17 protein-coding genes and 1 riboswitch are annotated in these 20,999 nt (G+C 64.5%); of the genes, 8 read left to right on the top strand and 9 right to left on the bottom strand.

Annotated features, from left to right (window positions below; genetic code table 11):
- The first annotated feature begins 196 nt into the window (after positions 1 to 196).
- On the top strand, positions 197 to 436 hold the full coding sequence (locus tag EOA23_RS03120) for a DUF1127 domain-containing protein (protein WP_245456152.1): 240 nt from the start codon (positions 197 to 199) through the stop codon (positions 434 to 436).
- 76 nt (positions 437 to 512) lie between these two features.
- On the opposite strand, the gene EOA23_RS03125 is transcribed toward EOA23_RS03120, so the two are convergent.
- From EOA23_RS03125 to EOA23_RS03135, 3 genes are all read right to left on the bottom strand, one after another.
- Entirely contained in the window at positions 513 to 1,565 is a 1,053-nt protein-coding gene (locus tag EOA23_RS03125; protein ID WP_042638932.1) for a substrate-binding domain-containing protein, read from the bottom strand.
- A 41-nt stretch (positions 1,566 to 1,606) separates the two neighbouring features.
- Positions 1,607 to 2,602 (bottom strand): ABC transporter permease, encoded by a 996-nt coding sequence (locus EOA23_RS03130; RefSeq protein ID WP_127302857.1) that lies wholly within the window; start codon positions 2,600 to 2,602, stop codon positions 1,607 to 1,609.
- Between the two features lie 78 nt (positions 2,603 to 2,680).
- Positions 2,681 to 4,192, bottom strand: coding sequence for a sugar ABC transporter ATP-binding protein (locus tag EOA23_RS03135; RefSeq protein WP_127302858.1), 1,512 nt, complete (start codon positions 4,190 to 4,192; stop codon positions 2,681 to 2,683).
- A 138-nt stretch (positions 4,193 to 4,330) separates the two neighbouring features.
- Between EOA23_RS03135 and mtnK the strand changes: the two genes are divergently transcribed.
- The 6 genes from mtnK (at position 4,331) to EOA23_RS03165 (ending at position 10,220) form a co-directional block, all read left to right on the top strand.
- On the top strand, positions 4,331 to 5,593 hold the full coding sequence (gene mtnK, locus EOA23_RS03140) for an S-methyl-5-thioribose kinase (RefSeq protein ID WP_127302859.1): 1,263 nt from the start codon (positions 4,331 to 4,333) through the stop codon (positions 5,591 to 5,593).
- 2 nt (positions 5,594 to 5,595) lie between these two features.
- Positions 5,596 to 6,690, top strand: a complete 1,095-nt coding sequence (mtnA, locus tag EOA23_RS03145) for an S-methyl-5-thioribose-1-phosphate isomerase (RefSeq protein WP_127302860.1) — start codon at positions 5,596 to 5,598, stop codon at positions 6,688 to 6,690.
- Between the two features lie 306 nt (positions 6,691 to 6,996).
- A riboswitch (FMN riboswitch) is annotated at positions 6,997 to 7,212 on the top strand.
- A gap of 76 nt (positions 7,213 to 7,288) precedes the next feature.
- Positions 7,289 to 7,756 (top strand): 6,7-dimethyl-8-ribityllumazine synthase, encoded by a 468-nt coding sequence (locus EOA23_RS03150; protein ID WP_127302861.1) that lies wholly within the window; start codon positions 7,289 to 7,291, stop codon positions 7,754 to 7,756.
- Positions 7,757 to 7,915: 159 nt separating this feature from the next.
- Complete coding sequence (gene fba / locus EOA23_RS03155) at positions 7,916 to 8,980, top strand: class II fructose-bisphosphate aldolase (protein WP_127302862.1); 1,065 nt, start codon at positions 7,916 to 7,918, stop codon at positions 8,978 to 8,980.
- A 133-nt stretch (positions 8,981 to 9,113) separates the two neighbouring features.
- Positions 9,114 to 9,272, top strand: coding sequence for a peptide ABC transporter permease (locus EOA23_RS03160; RefSeq protein WP_127302863.1), 159 nt, complete (start codon positions 9,114 to 9,116; stop codon positions 9,270 to 9,272).
- Between the two features lie 222 nt (positions 9,273 to 9,494).
- The gene (locus EOA23_RS03165) at positions 9,495 to 10,220 is read left to right on the top strand and encodes an MgtC/SapB family protein (RefSeq protein ID WP_127302864.1); all 726 of its coding nucleotides are present in this window, start codon (positions 9,495 to 9,497) and stop codon (positions 10,218 to 10,220) included.
- 262 nt (positions 10,221 to 10,482) lie between these two features.
- Here EOA23_RS03165 and EOA23_RS03170 read toward each other — a convergent pair whose 3' ends face one another.
- From EOA23_RS03170 to EOA23_RS03195, 6 genes are all read right to left on the bottom strand, one after another.
- Positions 10,483 to 11,760, bottom strand: coding sequence for a trehalase family glycosidase (locus EOA23_RS03170; protein ID WP_127302865.1), 1,278 nt, complete (start codon positions 11,758 to 11,760; stop codon positions 10,483 to 10,485).
- Between the two features lie 16 nt (positions 11,761 to 11,776).
- Positions 11,777 to 12,817: an ABC transporter ATP-binding protein gene (locus tag EOA23_RS03175; RefSeq protein ID WP_127302866.1), complete on the bottom strand. Its 1,041-nt coding sequence runs from the start codon at positions 12,815 to 12,817 to the stop codon at positions 11,777 to 11,779.
- 21 nt (positions 12,818 to 12,838) lie between these two features.
- Entirely contained in the window at positions 12,839 to 13,684 is an 846-nt protein-coding gene (locus EOA23_RS03180; RefSeq protein WP_127302867.1) for a carbohydrate ABC transporter permease, read from the bottom strand.
- 13 nt (positions 13,685 to 13,697) lie between these two features.
- Positions 13,698 to 14,543, bottom strand: a complete 846-nt coding sequence (locus tag EOA23_RS03185) for a sugar ABC transporter permease (RefSeq protein ID WP_127302868.1) — start codon at positions 14,541 to 14,543, stop codon at positions 13,698 to 13,700.
- Between the two features lie 98 nt (positions 14,544 to 14,641).
- Positions 14,642 to 15,913: an ABC transporter substrate-binding protein gene (locus EOA23_RS03190; protein WP_126062361.1), complete on the bottom strand. Its 1,272-nt coding sequence runs from the start codon at positions 15,911 to 15,913 to the stop codon at positions 14,642 to 14,644.
- Positions 15,914 to 15,950: 37 nt separating this feature from the next.
- On the bottom strand, positions 15,951 to 16,994 hold the full coding sequence (locus EOA23_RS03195) for a substrate-binding domain-containing protein (protein WP_127302869.1): 1,044 nt from the start codon (positions 16,992 to 16,994) through the stop codon (positions 15,951 to 15,953).
- Between the two features lie 535 nt (positions 16,995 to 17,529).
- On the opposite strand from EOA23_RS03195, the gene EOA23_RS03200 reads away from it, so the two are divergent.
- Positions 17,530 to 20,934 carry an acyl-[ACP]--phospholipid O-acyltransferase gene (locus EOA23_RS03200; RefSeq protein ID WP_127302870.1) on the top strand — a complete coding sequence of 1,135 codons (3,405 nt, stop codon included), beginning with the start codon at positions 17,530 to 17,532 and terminating at the stop codon, positions 20,932 to 20,934.
- Positions 20,935 to 20,999: the final 65 nt, after the last annotated feature.

The following is a 20,999-nucleotide window of genomic DNA, read 5'->3' on the forward strand; positions in this document are numbered from 1 at the left end:
ACCCTCCGCCCGGAATTGCGTAAAAACAAAGGGATAGACGGGTTCGCCGTTTCCGTGAAACGGCGAACCGCTCTATCCGATTTGGAAGTTTTGAGAACTATTTGGGAGGGCTTAATTACGCCGCCGGCCGCCTGCGGCACACTGCAATCTCAATCAGGTCGAGGGCTTTTGGAACCCTCATTCGATGGAGGTTGCCATGAACGATATTCTTGCGACTTGCGCACCTTTGGCCGCGCATCCAGCCGAGATCAAGAGCCGCTGGCGCTACAGCCTCGCGGCCTTGCGCAGCCTCATCGCGTTGCGGCGCGAGCAGGCCTATTTTCGCTTCGAGCTCAAGCGGATGGCGACGGACAATCCGCATCTGATCGACGATATCGGGCTGACGAAAGAAGAGGTCGAGGCAGAGATCGCCAAGCTGCCTTTCTGGCAGCGGTGAGGCCGCAACAGCAGCCCTCACAAAGACAGAGAGCGGCCCGTTGGACCGCTCTCTTCATCTTGCGACTGCCTTACCCTTACTTGGCGTTGGGGTTCGGCATCCAGGCCGGCATCGCGACATCGGCATGCGCGAATTGCGGCAGCTTGGCCGACAGGTCTTCCATGTTCTTGATGTCCTTGTCGATCAGCTCCTTCTGGGTGATCAGCGTCGGCGGCACGATGACGTTGTGGCCGGGATCCTCGCCGGCGAGCAGCTGCGCCAACGCGCGCACCGAGACCTGGCCGACGACGGCCGGGTTGGTGGCGGCGGTGGCAGCCCAGGCGCTGTCCGGCTCGCGCATGGCGGCGATGTCGGAGGTCGAGATGTCGGCCGAGTAGATCTTGATGCCCTTGTTCAGGCCCGCCTCGTCGACGGCGATCTTCACGCCCTTGGCGAACTCGTCATAGGGCGCGAACATCACCTTGATATCGGGGTGCGCCTGCAGCACCGAGCGCGCCTGGTTGGCGACCGAGTTGGCGATCGGGTTGTCGAGCGTGCCGAACTGCGCGACCTCGCTGATGCCCGAATATTTCTTCTTCACATCCACCCAGGTCTCGTTGCGGCGGTCGAGCGGGGCGATGCCGGCGACATAGACATAGCCGGCCTTCCAGCTCTCGCCATTGTCCTTGACGGCCTGTTCGAGCGCCAGCTTGGCGAGATCCTTGTCCGACTGCTCGATCTGCGGGATCTTCGGGTTTTCGACATTGACATCGAAGGCGACGACCTTGATGCCGGCGTCGACAGCGCGCTGGGCGGCGTCCTTCATCGATTCCGTCAGGCCGTGCTGGATGATGATGCCCTGCACACCGAGCGCGATCGCCTGGTCGACCATGTCGGCCTGGAGCGCGGCGTCCTGGCGGCTGTCCAGCACGCGCAGGTCGACGCCCAGCGCCTTCGCCTGCGCCTCGACGCCCGAGAGATAAGCCTGGAAGAAGTCACCGGTCGAGAGATAACGCACCAGCGCGATCTTGACGCCCGGCTTGTCGAACGGCGCCGGGCGGTCCGCCGCCAATGCCGTGCCCTGCATCAGCAGCGCCGCGCCGGCGAGGCCGAGCGCCGCCTTCCCCAAAAGTCTCCTTGTGATGCTCACTTTTTCCTCCGTTTGTGTTCTCATCAATGTCCCGGTCGAAACTATCTCTTGCCCCTGCCGGAAAGGGCGAAGGTGAAGACAAGGGCGACGACAAGCACCGCGCCCTTGACGAAATCCTGCGTGTAGTAAGGGGCGTTCATCATCGTCAGGCCTTGCAGCAGCACGCCGACGAACACCGCGCCGACGGCCGTGCCGAAGGCGTTGGGCTTGGCGGCGCCGAGCACTGCGTAGCCGATGAGCGCCGCCGCTACTGCGTCGAGCAACAGATTATTACCCGAGGCGATGTCGCCGCGTCCAAGCCGGGCGGCGAGCAAAATCCCGCCGATCGAGGCAAAAACTCCCGAAATGACATAGGCCCAGATTTTGTATGCCTTGACAGGCGCGCCGGCGAGCTCGGCCGCCCTTTCATTGCTGCCGACGGCATACATCATGCGGCCGAAGCGGGTGTATTCGAGGAAGAACCAAATCAGCAGCGCGAGCACGACCAGCACCACCACAGAGACCGGGATCAGGTTCGGGATGAAGAAGTCGATGCGGTGGCGGCCGAGCGCCAGGAAGGCTTCGGAGAACTTGCCGTTGGCGACCGAGCCATCGGGCATGGTCATGCCGGTGGCAATCGAGCGTCCTTCGGTCGGGATGCGCTGCAGGCCGAGCAGCAGGAACATCATGCCAAGCGTCGCGAGCAGGTCGGGCACGCGCATATAGACGATCAGCCAGCCATTGATCAGGCCGACGATGACGCCGATGACCAGGCAGGCGATGACGGCGACGATGGCGTTCTGCTCCAGCACGACCATCGCGTAGGAGGCCGCCATCATAGCGCTGGTCGCGACCGAGCCGATCGACAGGTCGAAACCGCCGACGACCAGCGTCGCGGTGACGCCGAGCGCCAGCACGCCGGTAATGGCCACCGACTGGAAGATGAAGACCGCGCTCTGCGGCGAAACGAAACCGTCGGCAGCGATCGCGAAATAGGCGATCAACCCGACCAGCAGGACGATGAAGCCGTAGCGGATGGCATAGTCGCGCAATGTCATCGAACGCTCCCGCGCTGTTGTCCTCTCCGCCAAACTAGAACTCATGCCTGCACTCCAAGTCTCGTCATCCGCACGATCTCACGCAACACCATGCAGAGGTCCGCCGGCCACTTCCGCCAGCATCCGCTCGAGGTCGATATCGGCATTGCGGTGCTCGCCGACGATCGTGTGTTCCGACATCACCAGGATGCGGTCGGCGGTTTCCAGCGCCTCGTCGATCTCGGTGACGAAGATCAGCGTCGCGCGGCCGTCCGCGCTGGCCCGAAGCTTCGCGGCGATGTCTCGGCGGGCCGAAATGTCGACGCCCTGGAACGGCTCGTCGAGGATGAAGAGGCGCGAGGCCTGCGACATCCAGCGCGCCACCATCACCTTCTGCTGGTTGCCGCCGGAGAGCGCCGACAGCTCGTCCTTCTCGGAACGGCAGACGATGCCGAGCTCGTCGATCTGGCGGCGGGCGGCGAGGCGCTCGGCGCGCTTCTTCATGACGCCGAGGCTCGACATGCGCTTGAGGAACGGCAGGCTGATGTTGCGCTCGATGTTGAAGCCGCCGACGATGCCGCTCTCGGCGCGATCCTTGGCGACCAGGAAGACACCGGCGGCGATCGCCTCGCGCGCCGAGCCGGGTGCATAGGGCTTGCCGTCCATATGCATGGCGCCGGCAAGCGGCCTGCGCACGCCGAACAGCGTTTCGGCCAAGGCTGTCTTTCCGACGCCAACGAGGCCGGTGATCGCCACCACCTCGCCGGCGCCGAGCGTCATCGAGATCGGCTTTGCGCCATGCGCGATCCGCAGGCCTTCTGCAGTGAAGACCGCACTGACGGAACTTCTGGCAACGACCCTGTCGAGACGAATCTTGCGGCCGAGCATGGCGTTGACGGCGCCCTCGTAATCAAGCGGTTTTTGATCGAAGACGCCGGAGACGACACCGTCGCGCAGCGACATGATGCGGTCGGCGAGGCGCCTGATGTCGGACATACGGTGCGATATATAGAGGATGGCAACGCCATGACCGCGCAGCCGGTCGATCAGCGAGAACAACCGGTCGGCCTCGGCGCTCGACAGCGAGGAGGTCGGCTCGTCGAGGATCAGCACTTTGGGCTGGTGCGCCATGGCCCGCGCAATGGCCACCATCTGCCGGTCGGCCAGAGACAGATCGCTGACGCGCGCCTTGAGGTCGATGATTAGTCCCATGCGGTCGGCGACGGCCTTGGCTTCGGCACGGACATTGGCGGGCTTGAACAGCATCGACGCGCCTTTGCCGCTCAGCCGGTCGAGCGTCAGGTTGGTGGCAACATCGAGGTCGGCGACCACGCCGTCATTGATGTTCTGGTGCACGGTGACGACGCCGGCGCGAATGGCTTCGGCGGGGGTTTGCGGGTCGAACGCGTTGCCGGCGAGCCGCATCGTGCCGGCACCGCGCGAATAGACGCCGCTGATGATCTTGACCAGGGTCGACTTGCCGGCGCCGTTGGCGCCCATCAGCACGGTGACCTCGCCCGAATGCAGTTCGAGCGAGATGCCGCCAAGCACCTCGTTCTGGCCGAAGGATTTCCTCAAGCCCTCCACATGGAACACGGCATCTGCGCCCATTCCTTCCTCCCTGGCCCCTGACGCTATGGACTCGTTCGTCAATTGTCAACACGATTGACATTTGCCAGAGCGCTTCCTAGCTTGGCCCCGCCGCCGTGGCTCCGCTATCGTCGGAAACCACGCGCAGGAGGGGAGAGCATGACTGGAAAGTTCGAAGCATTGTCGGTGGAGACGCTGCCGAAGCGCCTTGGCGAGACCTCAGCGCTGACCGAGCGCATCGGCGACGACGCAAGCCACTGGAAAGTACGCGAGGTCGGTGACGGCAATCTGAACCTCGTCTTCATCGTCGAGGGCGACCAGGGCGCCGCGGTGGTCAAGCAGGCTCTGCCCTATGTGCGGCTGGTTGGCGACAGCTGGCCGCTGCCCTTGAAGCGTTCCTTCTTCGAATATCATGCGCTGACCAGGCAGGAGCGCCGGGCGCCCGGCTCTGTGCCGGCGATCTACCATTTCGACGAGACCCAAGCGCTGATCGTCATGGAATATCTGGCGCCGCCGCATGTCATCCTGCGGCGAGCGCTGATCGACGGCCGCGAGCTGCCGAACATGGCGCGCGACATCGGCCTGTTCATGGCCCGCACGCTGTTCCGCGGCTCGGATCTTTCGATGGTGACGAAGGAGCGCAAGGCCGATCTGGCGCTGTTCGCCGACAATGTCGAGCTCTGCGGCATCACCGAGGACCTGGTGTTTTCCGATCCCTATTTCGACGCCAAGTTGAACCGGCATACCTCGCCGCAGCTCGACGGCCTGGTTGCCGAATTGCGCGCCGACCGCGACCTCAAGGTCGAGGCGCAGCGGCTGAAGCATCTCTTCGCCGCCAATGCCGAGACGATGCTGCATGGCGACCTGCATTCCGGCTCGATCATGGTCACCGACACCGAGACCCGGATGATCGATCCGGAATTCGCCTTCTACGGCCCGATCGCCTTCGATGTCGGCATGCTGCTCGCCAATTTCTGGATGGCCTTCTTCTCGCAGCGCGGCCATGAGGAGAAAGGCAGCAGGGACTCGATGCGCGCCTATCTGCTCGGCGTCACCGCCGAGACCTGGGCAACCTTCCGCGCCGAGTTCTCGCATCTGTGGCGCACCGAACGCACCGGCATGCTTTACCAGAAAAGCCTGTTCGAAGATCAGGGCGACAGACTGGGCGCCGAGCAGGCGCTCGACCACATGCTGCATTCCATCTGGACCGACCTGCTCGGCTTTGCCGGCATCGAGGTGCACCGGCGCATCCTTGGGCTGGCCCACAATGCCGATTTCGAGACCATTGCCGATCAAGACCTGCGCGCCACATGTGAGGCCAAGGCTTTGCGCTTCGGCCGCCACATCGCCGTCAACCGGCGCCGGATCCACAGCATCGACGAGGTCAACAATCTGGCCGCGCTGATCGAACAGGAGAAGTGAATTTGAACGTCGGCGAACGCCACTACCGCACCATCTGGCTCAGCGACGACAAGCGCTCGGTCGAGATCATCGACCAGCGCTGGCTGCCGCATGAGTTCCGCATCGAGACGATCGGAACCGTCGCCGGTGTCGCCACCGCCATCCGCGACATGTGGGTGCGCGGCGCGCCGCTGATCGGCGTCACCGCGGCTTACGGCGTCGCCATCCAGATGATGGACGATCCGTCGGACGAAGCACTCGACGCGGTATGGGAGACGCTTCACAAGACGCGGCCGACGGCGATCAACCTGCGCTGGGCGCTGGACGAGATGCGGCGCTTCTTGAAGCCGCTCGCGCCGGAAGAGCGCGCGGAGGCTGCCTACAAGCGGGCCGCCGAGATCGCCGACGAGGATGTGGGCTTAAACCGCGCCATCGGCGAGAACGGACTTGCCATCATCAAGGAAATCGCGGCGAAGAAGCAGCCGGGCGAGACGGTCAACATCCTCACCCATTGCAATGCCGGGTGGCTGGCGACGGTCGACTACGGCACGGCCACCGCGCCGATCTATCTGGCGACCGAGGCCGGTATCCCCGTCCATGTCTATGTCGACGAGACCAGGCCGCGCAACCAGGGCGCCCAGCTGACCGCCTGGGAGATGGCCGGCCACGGCGTGCCGCACACGCTGATCGTCGACAATGCCGGCGGCCATCTGATGCAGCATGGCGACATCGACATGGTGATCGTCGGCACCGACCGCACCACGGCCAATGGCGACGTCTGCAACAAGATCGGCACTTATCTGAAAGCGCTCGCCGCCGCCGACAATGAGGTGCCCTTCTACGTCGCGCTGCCCTCGCCCACCATCGATTGGACGGTGGCCGACGGGCTGAAGGAAATCCCCATCGAGGAACGCTCCGGCGACGAGGTCTCTTTGGTCTGGGGCAAGACGGCGGACGGCAAGGTGGCGCAGGTGCGCGTGTCGCCGGATGCGACGCCGGCGGCGAACCCGGCCTTCGACGTGACGCCGGCGCGGCTGGTGACGGGTCTCATCACTGAGCGCGGCGTGGCGAAAGCCTCGCGCGAGGGGCTGAAGGCTATGTTTCCGGAGCGTGGGTGACGGCTGAGAAGTCCGCCAGGACAGAGGGGGCGCGAAGTATCGCGGCGTCGCAGGATCAAGGTTCCTCGCCCCACGAAAGTGGGGAGAGGTGGCTCGGCGAAGCCGAGACGGAGAGGGGAGCGCCCTACGAAGCCCCTCTCCGTCCGCTTCGCGGACACCTCTCCCCGCCTTCGGCGGGGCGAGGAACCCAAGCATAGATACGTTGGCGGGACAGCGCCGCCCCTACCCTGCCGGGCATCCCTACAAGGGAAGGATTGGCCAGTCGCCAATTGACAGCGCCACCCTCCTCTCTCATAAAACCCGCGTTAATGTTCTCAGGGCGGGGTGAAAGTCCCCACCGGCGGTAAGGGTCTCGACCCAAGCCCGCGAGCGCCTCCCGGTCCACGCATCAATGCGTGGATTCTTAAGTGCTAGAGCGTCCTTTACGCGTCCAAAAGGACGCGTGGCGCTCTAGTGGAAGGGTCAGCAGATCCGGTGCGATTCCGGAGCCGACGGTTACAGTCCGGATGGAAGAGAACGATCGCTGAAAGACGGTCCGCTCGCGCGGACCGCGTTTTTGCGTCGTGCGTCCTGATTCTGGTTCGAAACGGAAGGACCCATGAATCAGCATTTCCCCAAAGACCAAACTACCCTTCGTGTCGCCGTCATTCGCGCGCGCTGGCATGCCGACATCGTCGACCAATGCGTGGCGGCGTTCGAGGCTGAGCTTGCCGCGCTCGGCGGCTTCACCGTCGAGGTCTTCGACGTTCCAGGCGCCTACGAGATCCCGCTGCACGCCAAGACGCTTGCCGAGACCGGCCGCTATGCCGCGATCCTCGGCACCGCTTTCGTCGTCAATGGCGGCATCTACCGGCATGACTTCGTGGCGAGCGCCGTCATCGACGGGATGATGAATGTGCAGCTTGCGACCGGCGTGCCGGTGCTGTCGGCGGTGCTGACGCCGCACAACTACCATGACAGCGCCGAGCATCACCGCTTCTTCCACGAGCATTTCGCTTTGAAGGGCAAGGAGGCGGCAAAGGCCTGCGTCGAGATCCTCGCCGCGCGTGCCAGAATCGCGGCCTGAACCCCTTTGCGAGCAGCGCATCGGAACTAAACCGATTTGGATTTCAGGACCGCGACCTGAGTGGGTTGCGGTCCGTCGGAAATCCGGCCAGAAGCAGTTGGGCCGGGTTTCGGCCCGACCTGCTAAATCGCGCTTTCAACAGATACGGGAGACTATTCGTTGGCTCGCATCACACTGAGACAATTGCTCGACCATGCCGCCGAACATGGCTATGGCGTGCCTGCCTTCAACATGAACAACATGGAACAAGGCCTCGCCATCATGGAGGCGGCCGAGGAGACCAAGTCGCCGGTCATCCTGCAGGCCAGCCGCGGCGCGCGCGCCTACGCCAATGACGTGGTGCTGGCCAAGCTGATCGACGCGCTGGTCGAGATCCATCCCGATATCCCGGTCTGCATGCATCTCGACCACGGCAACAACGAAGCGACCTGTGTCACCGCGATCCAGTATGGCTTCACCTCGGTGATGATGGACGGCTCGCTGAAGGAGGACGGCAAGTCTCCGGCCGACTATGCTTACAATTCCGGCATCACGCGCCGCGTCGTCGACATGGCGCATTGGGGCGGCGTGTCGGTGGAGGGCGAGATCGGCGTGCTCGGCTCCCTGGAGAGCGGCGGCGGCGAGCAGGAGGACGGCCACGGCGTCGAAGGCACGATCAGCCACGACCAGCTCTTGACCGACCCGGTGCAGGCCGAGCAGTTCGTGCGCGACACGCATGTCGATGCGCTGGCGGTGGCCATGGGCACCAGCCACGGCGCCTACAAATTCTCGCGCAAGCCGGACGGCGCGGTGCTGGCGATGAATGTGATCGAGGAGATCCACCGCCGTCTGCCCAACATGCATCTGGTGATGCATGGCTCCTCGTCGGTGCCGGAAGAGCTGCAGGAGATCATCAACAAATATGGCGGCCAGATGAAGCCGACCTGGGGCGTGCCGGTGGAGGAGATCCAGCGCGGCATCAAGCATGGCGTGCGCAAGATCAACATCGACACCGACAACCGCATGGCGCTGACCGGCGCGATCCGCAAGGTGCTGACCGAGAACCCGTCGGAGTTCGACCCGCGCAAATATCTGACGCCGGCCATGGCGGCGATGAAGAAGCTCTGCAAGGAGCGCTTCGAGCAGTTCGGCACCGCCGGCAACGCGCCGAAGATCAAGCCGATTCCGCTGGCGGAGATGGCCAAGCGCTACAAGTCGGGCAGCCTCGATCCGAAATTCGCCTAAAGCAACATCTCCCGCGGCCGGTTCAATCCCGGTCGCGGGCATCCCTCCTGCCGAAACACGGCGGAACTTCACACCGACAAATCGGTTCCTGCTCAGAGACCTTCCGGATCCGTTCCAAAGGAAGGAGCAATTCATGCGCAAGGACCGCGACAGCGGAGGGCCGGTCTTCTCGGGCCAGGACGCGCGACAGGCCGAGATCATCCTGCGCACGCGCACCCGCCGCATCATCTTCATCGCCGGGCTGGTCAGCATCGTCGTTCTGGCGCTGCTGCTGAGCATTGCCGCTCATTGAGGCCGTGCCTTGCGAATGCCTCAGACGCGCCGACTAAAGCGCGTCCCGATCTTACAGATTCGCTCCATGCCGCTTTAGGTTTTTTGATTTTACGCATGTCTTTATCCCGAAACCGGTTCCCACTTTCGGGAGACATGCTTTAGGGAACCATTCCCGGCTCTGCCCGGTTGAACGTCGCGGACGAAATTGAGGCGCGAAGAATTTACACCCCTTGTCGAGACGATGTTCGAGACACTTTGCTGCGACATGCCGCTTCATCCGACCTGGCCGGACCTCGTCGCGCGGCTGCTGCTGACGCTGGTCGCAGGCTTCTTCATCGGCCTGAACCGCGAGGCCCGCGGCCATTCCGCCGGGCTGCGGACGACCATACTGGTCGGTCTGGCGGCCTGCGTGGCCATGGTACAGTCCAATATGCTGCTCGACGTCTCAGGCAAGACGCCGGATTCCTTCGTGCGCATGGATGTGATGCGCTTCGCGCTCGGCGTGCTTACCGGCGTCGGCTTCATCGGCGGCGGCGCCATCCTGCGGCGCGGCGATCTCGTCACCGGCGTCACCACCGCCGCCACGATGTGGATCATGACCATGATCGGCCTTGCCTTCGGCGGCGGTCAGTATGGCCTCGGCATGATCGCGACAGTGCTGACGCTGGTGACGCTGCAGGCGCTGAAATGGGTCGATCTGAAAATCCCACGAGACCACAAGGCGATCCTATCGGTTTCATGGCCGAAAAGCTCGCCGCCCGACCTCCAGGAAATGGTACGGCCGCTCGGCTATGGCGTGCGCTTCGTCGGCATGGAACACGATGTCGACCGCAACTGCTTTGTTTTTTCCTTCGACGTTCAATGGAAGCAGCCCGACGCGCTCGAGCCTTCGACGGACATCCTGGCGGTGATTGCCGAGCACTGCGCGGTCGAGCGCTTCGAGGTAATTGGCGAGAAGCCCTTCTGATCATCGACCAGGCTGATTTACTCGGCCGCGCCTGGCGTCTCAGCGTCGGCGCGAATGAGCTTGATGTCGGCACCCGCCGCCCAGCGCCGATATCCTCGCGGCGCAGCGCCGCCGCCGTCAGGGGAAATGGTCGGGCGTGCAGGCAAAGACCGGGATGCCGATCGCGATCCCGAAGCATGACGTCGCGACGATTGATAACCGTTTGCGGCGCGCTGGCGCAGCTCCAGCCGCGGCAAAGTATGCGGGCTCGATGAACGCGCGCTTACGTTGCGCGCAGAAACTCGATCACCATTGCCGCCGTCCAGGTAAAACGGCCGCCGCCGAGCGGTTCTCCGGTGAGCGGATCGTAATATTCGGCGAAGCCGCTTTCGGTGATCAGGTCGAGGCTGGAGCGGGTGATGCTCCGGGCAACCTCGGCATGGCCCGCGGCGAGAAGTCCGTCGGCGATCATGTAGTTGACGACCAGCCAGGCCGGGCCGCGCCAATAGCGCCGGGCATCGAAGCGCGGGTCACCGGGATCGTGCGACGGAACGACATATCGCGCCTTGCCGGCGAGGCGCTCGACGGTTGCGGCAATTGCCGTTGCACGCGCCTTCGGGACGGCCGCGAAGGCCGGCAGGATGCCGCCGACCGAGGCGCTGTCGACCAGCTTTCCGGTGATGCGGTCGAGGCAGAGATATTGGCCATGCGCGTCGCTCCATAATCGCTCCATCGCCGCCAGGCCCTTTTCGGCGCGGGCACGATTGGCCGCGGCGATCCCGGTCTCGCCCAACGCCTCGGCGAGATCGGCAAGATCGGCCGCGGCGCGGATCAGGATGGCGTTGAAGCCAGGATCGACGATCTGGAACGGCGAGGTGTTGTGCAGCCTGGCATTGTCCCAGCCCAGCCCGCGAAAATGCTGGACCAGCCAGAGATAGCGGTCGTATTGCGCCTGGGTCGGGCGATGCGCCGGGTCGGCGTGCAGGATGTCGCGGCGAGTGTAAGGCTCGACGCCTTCGGTCGGAACGCGCTCGAAGGCCTCGTCCCAGTCGATCGAATTGTCGCGGCCGGACTCCCAGGGGTGGATGATCGCAACCAGCCCATCCCCTTTCGGGTCGCGGTTCGCATAGAACCACCGGTGCCAAGCGTCGATCTTCGACAGCAGCCCACGGGCCCGCTCCGTGGCAAGCTTCCTGTCGCGCGCGCGGTCGAACAGGCGGCGTACGGCGAAGCCGGCGACGGCTGGCTGGGTGATACCCGAAGTCGCCGTCGGACGGCCGGTGCGCCAGACCTCGGGCCCGGGAAAATAGCCGTCGTTCCAGACATGGAAGACGATGTGCGGCACCATGCCGTCGGACCATTGATGCGCGAACAGGGTCTCGATCTCAGTCCAGGCGCGCGCCTCGTCATAATGGGCGAGGCCAAGGGCCGTCAGGCAGGAATCCCAATTCCACTGAAATGGATAAAGCCCTTTCGTCGGGATGGTGTAGTCGCCGTGGTCGTTTTCCTTAAGCACCTCGACGGCGCGGGCGATGATGTCCTGGGCGGCAGCGGCTGTCATGGCGGATCGAGGTCTTTCAGAGGGCATTGGCGGTTTCGGGATCGAACCAGCGGATGCGGTCGGGCTTGGGGGCGAGCCGCAGGCGGTCGCCAACCGCAACCGTGGCGTTGGAGTCCAGCACGGCGCGGAACAGGCCGCCTTCGACATCGCAGGTGACCAGCGTGTGCGGACCGAGTGGCTCGATGACGCGAACGATGGCCAGCAAGCCGTTGTCGCCGGCATCGACGTCCTCGGGCCGGATGGCGAATTCGATTGTCTGCCTGTCCGACTTCGGCCCCGGCAGCGTCAGCCCGGCGACATTCCAGCTGCCATTCGCGGCTTTGGACGCAGGCAGGAAATTCATCGGCGGGTTACCGATGAAGGAGCCGACGAAGCGTGCCGCCGGATTGCGATACACCTCGACCGGCGACGCGGCCTGGACGATGCGGCCCTGATGCATGACGGCGATGCGGTCGGCAAGGCTCATCGCCTCGACCTGGTCGTGGGTTACATAGATTGTGGTGGTCTTCGATGCGGCGAGCACGCCTTTCAGCTCGGCGCGCATCTCCAGCCTCAGCAGCGCGTCGAGGTTCGACAGCGGCTCGTCCATCAGGATGACGTCCGGTTCCATGGCGAGCGCGCGGGCAACCGCGACGCGCTGGCGCTGGCCACCGGACAGCTGGCCGGAATAGCGCTTCAAGAGCTGCTCGATATGCATCAGCTCGGCAGTGCGGTTGACGCGACGGTCGACCTCCTGATGCGGAAGCTTCTTCATGTGCAGGCCGAAGGCGATGTTCTCGAACACGGTCAGATGCGGAAAGACGGCATAGTTCTGGAACACCATGGCGATGCCGCGGTCGCGCGGCGGCAGGTGGTCGACGCGGCGGCCACCGATCCAGACCTCGCCCTGGCTCGGCGTCTCCAGCCCGGCGACGATTCTGAGCAGCGTGGTCTTTCCGCAGCCGGAGGCGCCGAGCAGCACCATGAATTCCTGGTCGGCGATGGCGAGGTCGACCTGATGCAGCGCGGTGAAACCGCCGAAGCGCTTGGCCACTCCCTTGATGACGATCTCAGCCATGAGCGTTCTTCCTCTCGCGCGTCATCGGTTGGCGATCCCCCACATGGCGAACAGGTATTTCCTGACGGCGAAGATGAAGATCAGTGCCGGCACCACCAGCGCCGCGCCGCCGGCGAACTTCAGATAGAGCGGCGACTCGCCGAGGCTCTGTAGCAGGAAGGCGGTCAGCGTGCGGTTCTCGATGGTGAGCACGGCGGCGGTGAAGACCTCGTTCCAGGAGATGGTGAAGGCGAACACCGCCGAGGCCGCGATGCCGGGCAGCGCCAGCGGCAGGATCACCTTGCGAAAGGCCTGCCACCGGGTGCAGCCGAGTGTCCATGCCGCCTCCTCCATCTCGATAGGGATGCCGGAAAACAGCGAGAAGGTGATGAGCACCGCAAAGGGCAGCGCCAGCGTCGTGTGCACCAGCGCCAGGCCGATCGCGGTGTCGTCGAGACCGGTGCGGATGAACATCACCGCCAGCGGCAGCGCCAAGAGCGGCAGGGGAAAGGCGCGGGTCATCAGCACCAGGAAGCGGAAGGTGCCCTTGCCCGGAAAGTCGAAGCGCGACAGCGCATAACCCGCCGGCGCGCCGAAGCCGATCGACAGGATCATCGTCAGCGTGGCGACCAGCACCGAGTTCCACAGCGCCCTGGCCACGCCGGCGAAATTGATGAAGAAGGCAAGACTGCCAAGATCGAAGGACGGGAAGAAATGCTTGGGAAAGCCGGTCACGTCCTGCGGCGACGACATTGCGTTGACAATCAGCAGATAGATCGGCAGCAGCACCCAGACGCAAAGCAGGACTGCGGTGGCGACGAGCAGCCAGTCGCCGGCCTTCGCATCGGCGATTGCAGGCGCGGCAGGCGCTTCCGCGACGGCGCTCATAGGCGTGCCTCCCTCATATCCGCGCCTCCTTGGGCACGCGCAGCACCCTTAGGAAAAACAGCGTGAAGCCGATCGAGATGGCGAGGATGAGCAGCGCCGAAGCGGCGGCGACATTGCGGTCCTGCAGCGTGAACTGCCAGTTGTAGGTCTCGCCCATCAGCACCGGCAGATTGGTGCCGCCAAGCGCCGCGACGACGGCAAAGACCTCGAAGCCGAGGATGACGCGCAGGATGATCGCCGTCTGCAGGCTGGGGCGCAGCAGCGGCAGGGTGATGCGGACGAAGCGCTTCCAAGGGCCGGCGCCAAAGACCTCCGCCGCCTCGTAATATTCCTTGGGGATCAGCCCCATGCCGGCAACGAGGATGACCATCATGATCGCAGTGGCGCGCCAGATCTCGGCCAGAGCGACGGCAATGAAGATGGTCAGCTTGCTCTGGTAGCCGAGGAACATGACCGGCCGGTCGACGATGCCGAGGCCGGAGAGCAGCGTGTTGAGGAAGCCGGACTGGTCAAAGATGGCGAGCCAGATCAGGCCGGCGGCGAGGTCGGAAATGCCGAGCGGAATGGCGAAGATGTAAAGCGCCGCGCTGCGCCCACTCTCCAGCCGCGAGACCACCGATGCCATCAGGAGCGCCATGGCGAGTTGGATCGGCACGACGATCGCGGCAAGCAGCAGCGTGTTGCGGACGGTGGCCGGAAATTTCCAGCTGCCGGCCATGGTGCGGAAATTATCGACGGTGAAGGCGCCGTCGCGGGTCACCGCCTCGAAGGCGACCAGCACAAAGGGATAGAGGAAAAAGACGCAAAGGAACAAAGTCGCTGGCATCAGCAGCAGATAGGGCAGAGCCTTGCCGTTCATGGTGTTCGTCCTTTGCCTGCGCAAGCGAGGGCCGCGGTCCGGGCGCCCGGAGCGCAACAAACTCCGGGCACCCCTTGGGAGGATCCTTGGTCGGCCAGCTACTCGACTGGGCAAGCGCCTTCGGACGGCTTGTCGGGAGCCCAGCACGGCGCCTTGGCCTGCTCGATAATCGCCTTGAGCGCGGCCGCCTGTTCTTCTAGCACGCCATGCACGTCCTCGCCGCCTAGCACGATGCGCTCGAAGCTGTCGTTGTAGACCTGGTTTAACTTGCCGCCGAGATCGCCGAGCCCCATCGGCAGCAGCGCCGGCAGCGCATCGGGCGCACCCGTCATGGCGGCGATCGCCGGGCCGAAGGCCTTCACCGAGGCCGGCATGTCGTCGGGCAGCTTGACTTCGACGACCGGGAAGAAGTTGGTCGCCTTGAGCGTCGCAATCTGCGTTTCAGGCTTCAGCATATAGGCGACCAGCGCCTTGGCCTTGTCGATGTCGGGCGAGGTCTTCGGGATGGCGACGCCGGCCACCACCGGCATGAAGCCACGGCCGGCCGGACCTGCCGGCGCCGGGAAGGCGACGAACTCGTCGGGCTTCTGGTTGAAGGCATCAGCTAGGCGCGCGACGTGGTCGAAGGCGACCCAGACCTCGCCCGAAAGCAGCGGCTCCTGCATGAAGGCATAGTTGGTCGAGTTCGGATTGGTGTACTGCCAAAGCTCCTTGAACTTGTTCCAGGCGGTCTCGGCTTCGGCCGAGCGGAACCTGGTCACCATCGAACCGGTGTAGGAGGGGTAGAGAAACCCTTCGAAGAAGCGGTGCTTCAGTCCCTTCGGACCGGCCGGAAAGCCGAATTTCGGCGAGCCGGTCTTTTCGGCGATGTTCTTCGACCATTCAATCAGCTGGTCATAGGTGATGGTGTTGAGATCGACGCCCGGCGGCAGATATTGCAGTGCCTGCTTATTCGCCGCCATCAGATAGGTGGCCTGCATCCAGGGCATGTATTTCTGCTCGCCCGTGCCGAGCATGCCGAGCTTCTTGTAGGCCTCGTTGACCTTGACCCCTCCGACATCGACGGCGGAGAGATCGACAAGGCTGGCGCCGACGGTGGAGAAGTCGCCATGCAGGCCGCCCAACAGGCCGATAGCGCCAGAGCCGGCCTGCAACTCGGCCTGCAGGCGGGTGAGCCAGGGCCCGTCCTCGGCGACCTGGTAGTCGACCGGGCCGCCGAAGCCTTTCAGCACCTCGTCGCGCATCTTCTGCGTTTCCTCGACGGGGCGCGCCTGCGTCGACCAGAACAGCACCTGCTGCGCATGGGCTCCGCCAACGGCGACGGACAGCGCCAACGCCGCACCCGCCAGTTTCCTCAACACATTGGTCATGCCTTTTCCTCCCTGTATGTGCGCCGTCAGGCCGGCGTCACTTTCTTGTCTTCGGCGCGGGGCCATGGCTCGCTCTCGGCACCAGCGTCGGCCGGATCAGTCGTGTCAAAGGCTCCGCCGGCCGTTCGGAAATAACGGTGAGCAGCATGTCGGCGATCTCGCGCGCGCATTGCCGGATCGAGGCATCGAACGTGGTGAGGCCGGGCGGCGCGTAGCCGGAGGCGACGACGTTGTCGAAGCCGATGACCGAGAGGTCGCGCGGCACCGTGAGGCCGGCGCGCGCCGCCTCCTCCATCACCGTCAGCGCCAGCTCGTCGAACAAGGCGACGATGGCCGTCGGTCGGTCGGGCCCCTGCAGCATCCGGCTGACAGCCTGGATGCGGGCGCCGCGATCGAAACGCGGGGCGGTCGCCACGTCGAGGCGGACCGATGGATCGCAGCGACGGGCAATCGCCGCCGCGAGACCGTCCTGCCTGAGATGCCGAAACGTCATCGGCTCGGAAATCGTCACCAGGCCGAAATGGCGGTGGCCGAGATCGTAGAGCATGTCGAAGGCTTCGCCGAAGGCATACGCGCCGTCGGTATCGAGCCAGTTGTAGGCAAAGTCGCTGTCGAGCAGCCGGCCATGCGCGACGAAGGGAAAGCCGCGCCGGCGTAGGTAGGCGAGCCGCTCGTCGACCTCGGCGATGCGGGTGATGACGACACCGTCGGCGCGCCCTGATTCGACTACATGGCGCAGGACGGAAATCTCTGACTGATCGACCGCCGCTGTGGCGAGGATGAGATCGGCGCCGTGCGCCACAAGGCCCTCGCCCAGTCCGGTGACGAATTCGCCGAGGAAGGAATCGACCAGGTTGGGCCCGCGGATCGGTAGCACCAGCCCGACGAAGCCGCTGCGGCCGGAAACTAGCGTGCGCGCCGCGGTGTTGGGAACATAGCCGGCCTGGCGCGCCGCCTGAGCGACTCGCTCGCGCGTCTTGAGCGCGATCTGCTGATGGCCGGCAAGCGCCCGCGACACCGTCGTGATCGACAGACCGAGGCTCGCGGCGAGTTCCTTCAGCGTGGTGACACGGGCCGGCAATCGTTCCTCCCTGAACGCAATGTTGAAACGTTTGTAATCGCCTTTCATGAAATTGCAAACGTTTTAAATTTTCGTGCGAATTCGACTTTGCCGCAGTTACAGGATCGTTCGGGCTGCTGCCTTATGAGGTCAGCTCGCGGTTCGCCGTTCTTTCTCTTGAACATCGATTCGGCTTTTGAACATCGTTCATTTTTATCTTGAACGCCGTTCACGATGTGCTAAGGTGCGCCACTTGAACGACGTTCAAGAGTATGTATCCGACCTGAAACAAGCCTGCACCGACGCAGCCTAATGCTGAAACGAAAGGACCATATCGATGCTCGCCGACAACCAAGCCCGCAAACAGTCGAGTGCCTGGAAGGCCTGGAAACCGATCATGCGCGACAGATTCCAGGCGCCAAGACCAAGAAACAAATGGATCGGATTGAACCACAGTAACGAAGTTTAACCCCTTTGCGATACAACGAGGCTCAAACCGCAAGTGTCCGCTCAGTCCAATCGGATTGCCAGCCAGACTTGCCCAATGGAAATTGCCATGAACACCCATCTGATGATGTCGCGGCGCTTCGCGCCTCTCTTCTGGACGCAATTCCTCTCGGCCTTCAACGACAATTTCCTGAAGAACACGCTGGTGTTCCTCATTCTGTTCACGCTGGCGAAGGATCAGGCCGCGTCCCTGGTGACGCTGGCCGGCGCTGTCTTCATGGCGCCCTTCCTCTTGCTTTCGGCGCTTGGCGGCGAGATCGCCGACCGCTTCGACAAGGCGCTGATCGCGCGGCGGCTGAAATTCACCGAGATCGCCGCGGCCGCCGTCGCCGTCGTCGGCATCGCGCTGTCCTCGATCCCGGTGCTGATGACGGCGCTCTTGATGTTCGGCATCATCTCGGCGCTGTTCGGGCCGATCAAATACGGCATCCTGCCGGACCATCTCGAGCGCAAGGAACTGCCCAAGGCCAACGCCTGGATCGAGTCGGCCACCTTCGCCGCGATCCTCGGCGGCACGATTGCCGGCGGCGTCGTTTCCGCAGACGGCATTGGCGTCGCGGTGTTCGGACCGATCATGATGGCGCTCGCCGTCGGCTGCTGGCTGGTCAGCCGCTACATCCCTGCCACCGGTTCGGCTGCTCCCAACCTCACCATCGACTGGAACATCTTGCGCTCGACCTGGCGGCAGGTCGCCGACCTGCGCACTGACACGCGCATCTGGCGCGCCGGCCTGATGACCTCCTGGTTCTGGCTGGTCGGGGCCATCGTGCTTTCGATCCTGCCGGCGATGATCAAGGATTCGCTCGGCGGCAACGAGATCGCCGTCACCGCATATCTCGCGGTGTTCGCCGTCTCCATCGCCGTCGGCTCGGCCATCGCCGCCTGGATGTCGCAGGGCCGCATGGTGCTTTTGCCGGCGCCGGTCGGCACCGCGCTGATGGCGCTGTTCGGCCTGCATCTGGCCTGGACAATCGGCGGCATGCAGCCTTCGCCGACAGCCGCCAGCCTTTCGTCCTTCTTCGCCGGCCCGAACACCATCCGTGTGGCCATCGACCTCGCCGGCATGGCCATTGCCGCCGCATTCCTGGTGGTGCCGACCTTCGCCGCCGTACAGGCCTGGTCGCCGGAGGCGCGCCGCGCCCGCGTCGTTGCCGCGGTCAGCATCGTCAATGCCGGCTTCATGACGGTCGGCGGCATCCTTGTCGCCGCCATCCAGGCTGCCGGCGTCTCGATCGCGGGCATCCTGTCCGGCCTCGTCGTCGCCAACGCGATTGCCGCCTGGCTGATGCTGAAATTCCTGCCGACCAATCCGTTCCGCGACTTCGTCTCGATCCTGTTCCGCGCCTTCCTGCGGCTGGAGGTCGAGGGGCTCGACAATCTCAAGGCGGCCGGCAAGGCGCCGATCCTGGCGCTCAACCATGTCAGCTTCCTCGACGGTCCGCTGGCGCTGACGCTGACCGATGAGGAACCGGTCTTCGCCATCGACTACACGATCGCGCAGGCCTGGTGGATGAAGCCGTTCATGAAGCTCGCCCGCGCGCTGCCGCTCAATCCGGCGAAGCCGATGTCGACCCGCACACTGATCAAGATCGTGCAGGGCGGCGATCCGCTGGTCATCTTCCCGGAGGGACGCATCACCGTCACGGGCGGCCTGATGAAAGTCTATGACGGCGCCGCCATGGTCGCCGACAAGACCGGCTCGATGGTGGTGCCGGTGCGCATCGAGGGGCTGGAGAAGAGCTATTTCTCGCGGCTGACCTCGCAGCATGTGCGCCATCGGCTGTTCCCGAAGGTCAAGGTGACCATCCTGGAGCCGGTCAAGCTCGAAGTCCCCGCGGAGCTGAAGGGGCGCCAGCGCCGCGCCGCGGCGGGCTCCGCGCTCTACCAGGTGATGTCGGACCTCGTCTTCCGCACCCAGGATATCGACAAGACGGTGCTTCAGAAGATCATCGAGACGGCGCACGAGCGCGGCATGAAGGAGCTCGCCGTGCAGGATCCGGTCACCGGTTCGCTGAGCTACGGCAAGCTGCTCACCGCCGCCGCGGTGCTCGGCGAGAAGTTCGAGCATCTCTATGCGGGACAAGAGACGCTGGGCATCATGCTTCCCAACGCCAACGGCTCATGCGCGACGCTGCTCGGGGTCATGTCGGCCGGCAAGGTGCCGGCGATGATCAACTTCACCGCGGGCGCGGCCAACATCCTGTCGGCCTGCAAGGCGGCCGAGGTGAAGACCGTGCTCACCTCCCGCGCTTTCGTCGAGCAGGCCAAGCTCGGGGCGGTGGTCGAGGAGATCGGCCGTTCGGTCGACATCGTCTGGCTCGATGACCTGCGCGCCACGATCGGCCTGAAGGACAAGCTGCTCGGCCTGTTGCGCAAGACGACGCCGCGGGTGGCGCGCAAGGCCGATGACCCGGCGGCGATCCTGTTCACCTCGGGCTCGGAGGGCACGCCCAAGGGCGTGGTGCTCACCCACCGCAACATCCTGGCCAACGCCGCCCAGGCCGCCTCGCGCATCGACTTCCACTCGGGCGACAAGGTATTCAACGTGCTGCCGATCTTCCACTCCTTCGGCATGACGGCGGGCACGGTGCTACCCTTGATCTCGGGCGTGCCGGTCTATTTCTACCCCTCGCCGCTGCACTACCGCATCGTGCCGGAACTGATCTACGGGTCGAACGCGACGATCATCTTCGGCACCGATACATTCCTCGCCGGCTATGCGCGCACCGCGCACCCCTACGACTTCCGCTCGGTGCGCTATTGCTTCGCCGGCGCCGAGCCGGTCAAGGCGGCGACGCGCACGACCTATATGGAGAAGTTCGGCCTGCGCATCCTCGAGGGCTATGGCGTGACGGAAGCAGCCCCGGTGATCGCCATCAACACGCCGATGTACAACAAGTCGGGCAGCGTCGGCAAAATCATGCCGGGCATGGAGTACCGCCTGGATTCGGTGCCCGGCGTCGAGGAGGGCGGGCGGCTGTTCGTGCGTGGTCCGAACGTCATGTCGGGCTATCTGCGCGCCGAGAACCCCGGCGTGATCGAGCCGCTGAAAGACGGCTGGCACGACACCGGCGACATCGTCACCGTCGACGATGCCGGCTTCATCTCGATCCGGGGCCGCGCCAGGCGCTTTGCCAAGATCGGCGGCGAGATGATTTCGCTGGCGGCGGTCGAGGCGCTGGCGGGTGAACTCTGGAAAGGCTCGCCATCGGCCGTCGCGGCGGTCCCGGACGCGCGCAAGGGTGAGAAGCTGATCCTCATCACCGAAGCCTCCGGCGCCACCCGCGCCGAGTTCCTGGCCTTCGCCAAGGCCAACGGCGCCATGGACCTGATGGTGCCGGCCGAAGTGCGTGTCGTGCCCAAGGTGCCGGTGCTCGGTTCCGGCAAGCTCGACTTCGCCGGCGTGACCAGGATGGTGCGCGGCGAGGCAGAGCTGAAGGTCAAGGCTGCTTGACCTCAATGGCTGGAGCAGGCCGGCGTTCGGGCCGGCCTGCTCGTCATTCACTGACAACCGGCATC

The sequence above is a fragment of the Mesorhizobium sp. M2A.F.Ca.ET.042.01.1.1 genome, from assembly GCF_003997405.1.
In the GTDB taxonomy this organism is placed as follows: Bacteria; Pseudomonadota; Alphaproteobacteria; order Rhizobiales; family Rhizobiaceae; genus Mesorhizobium.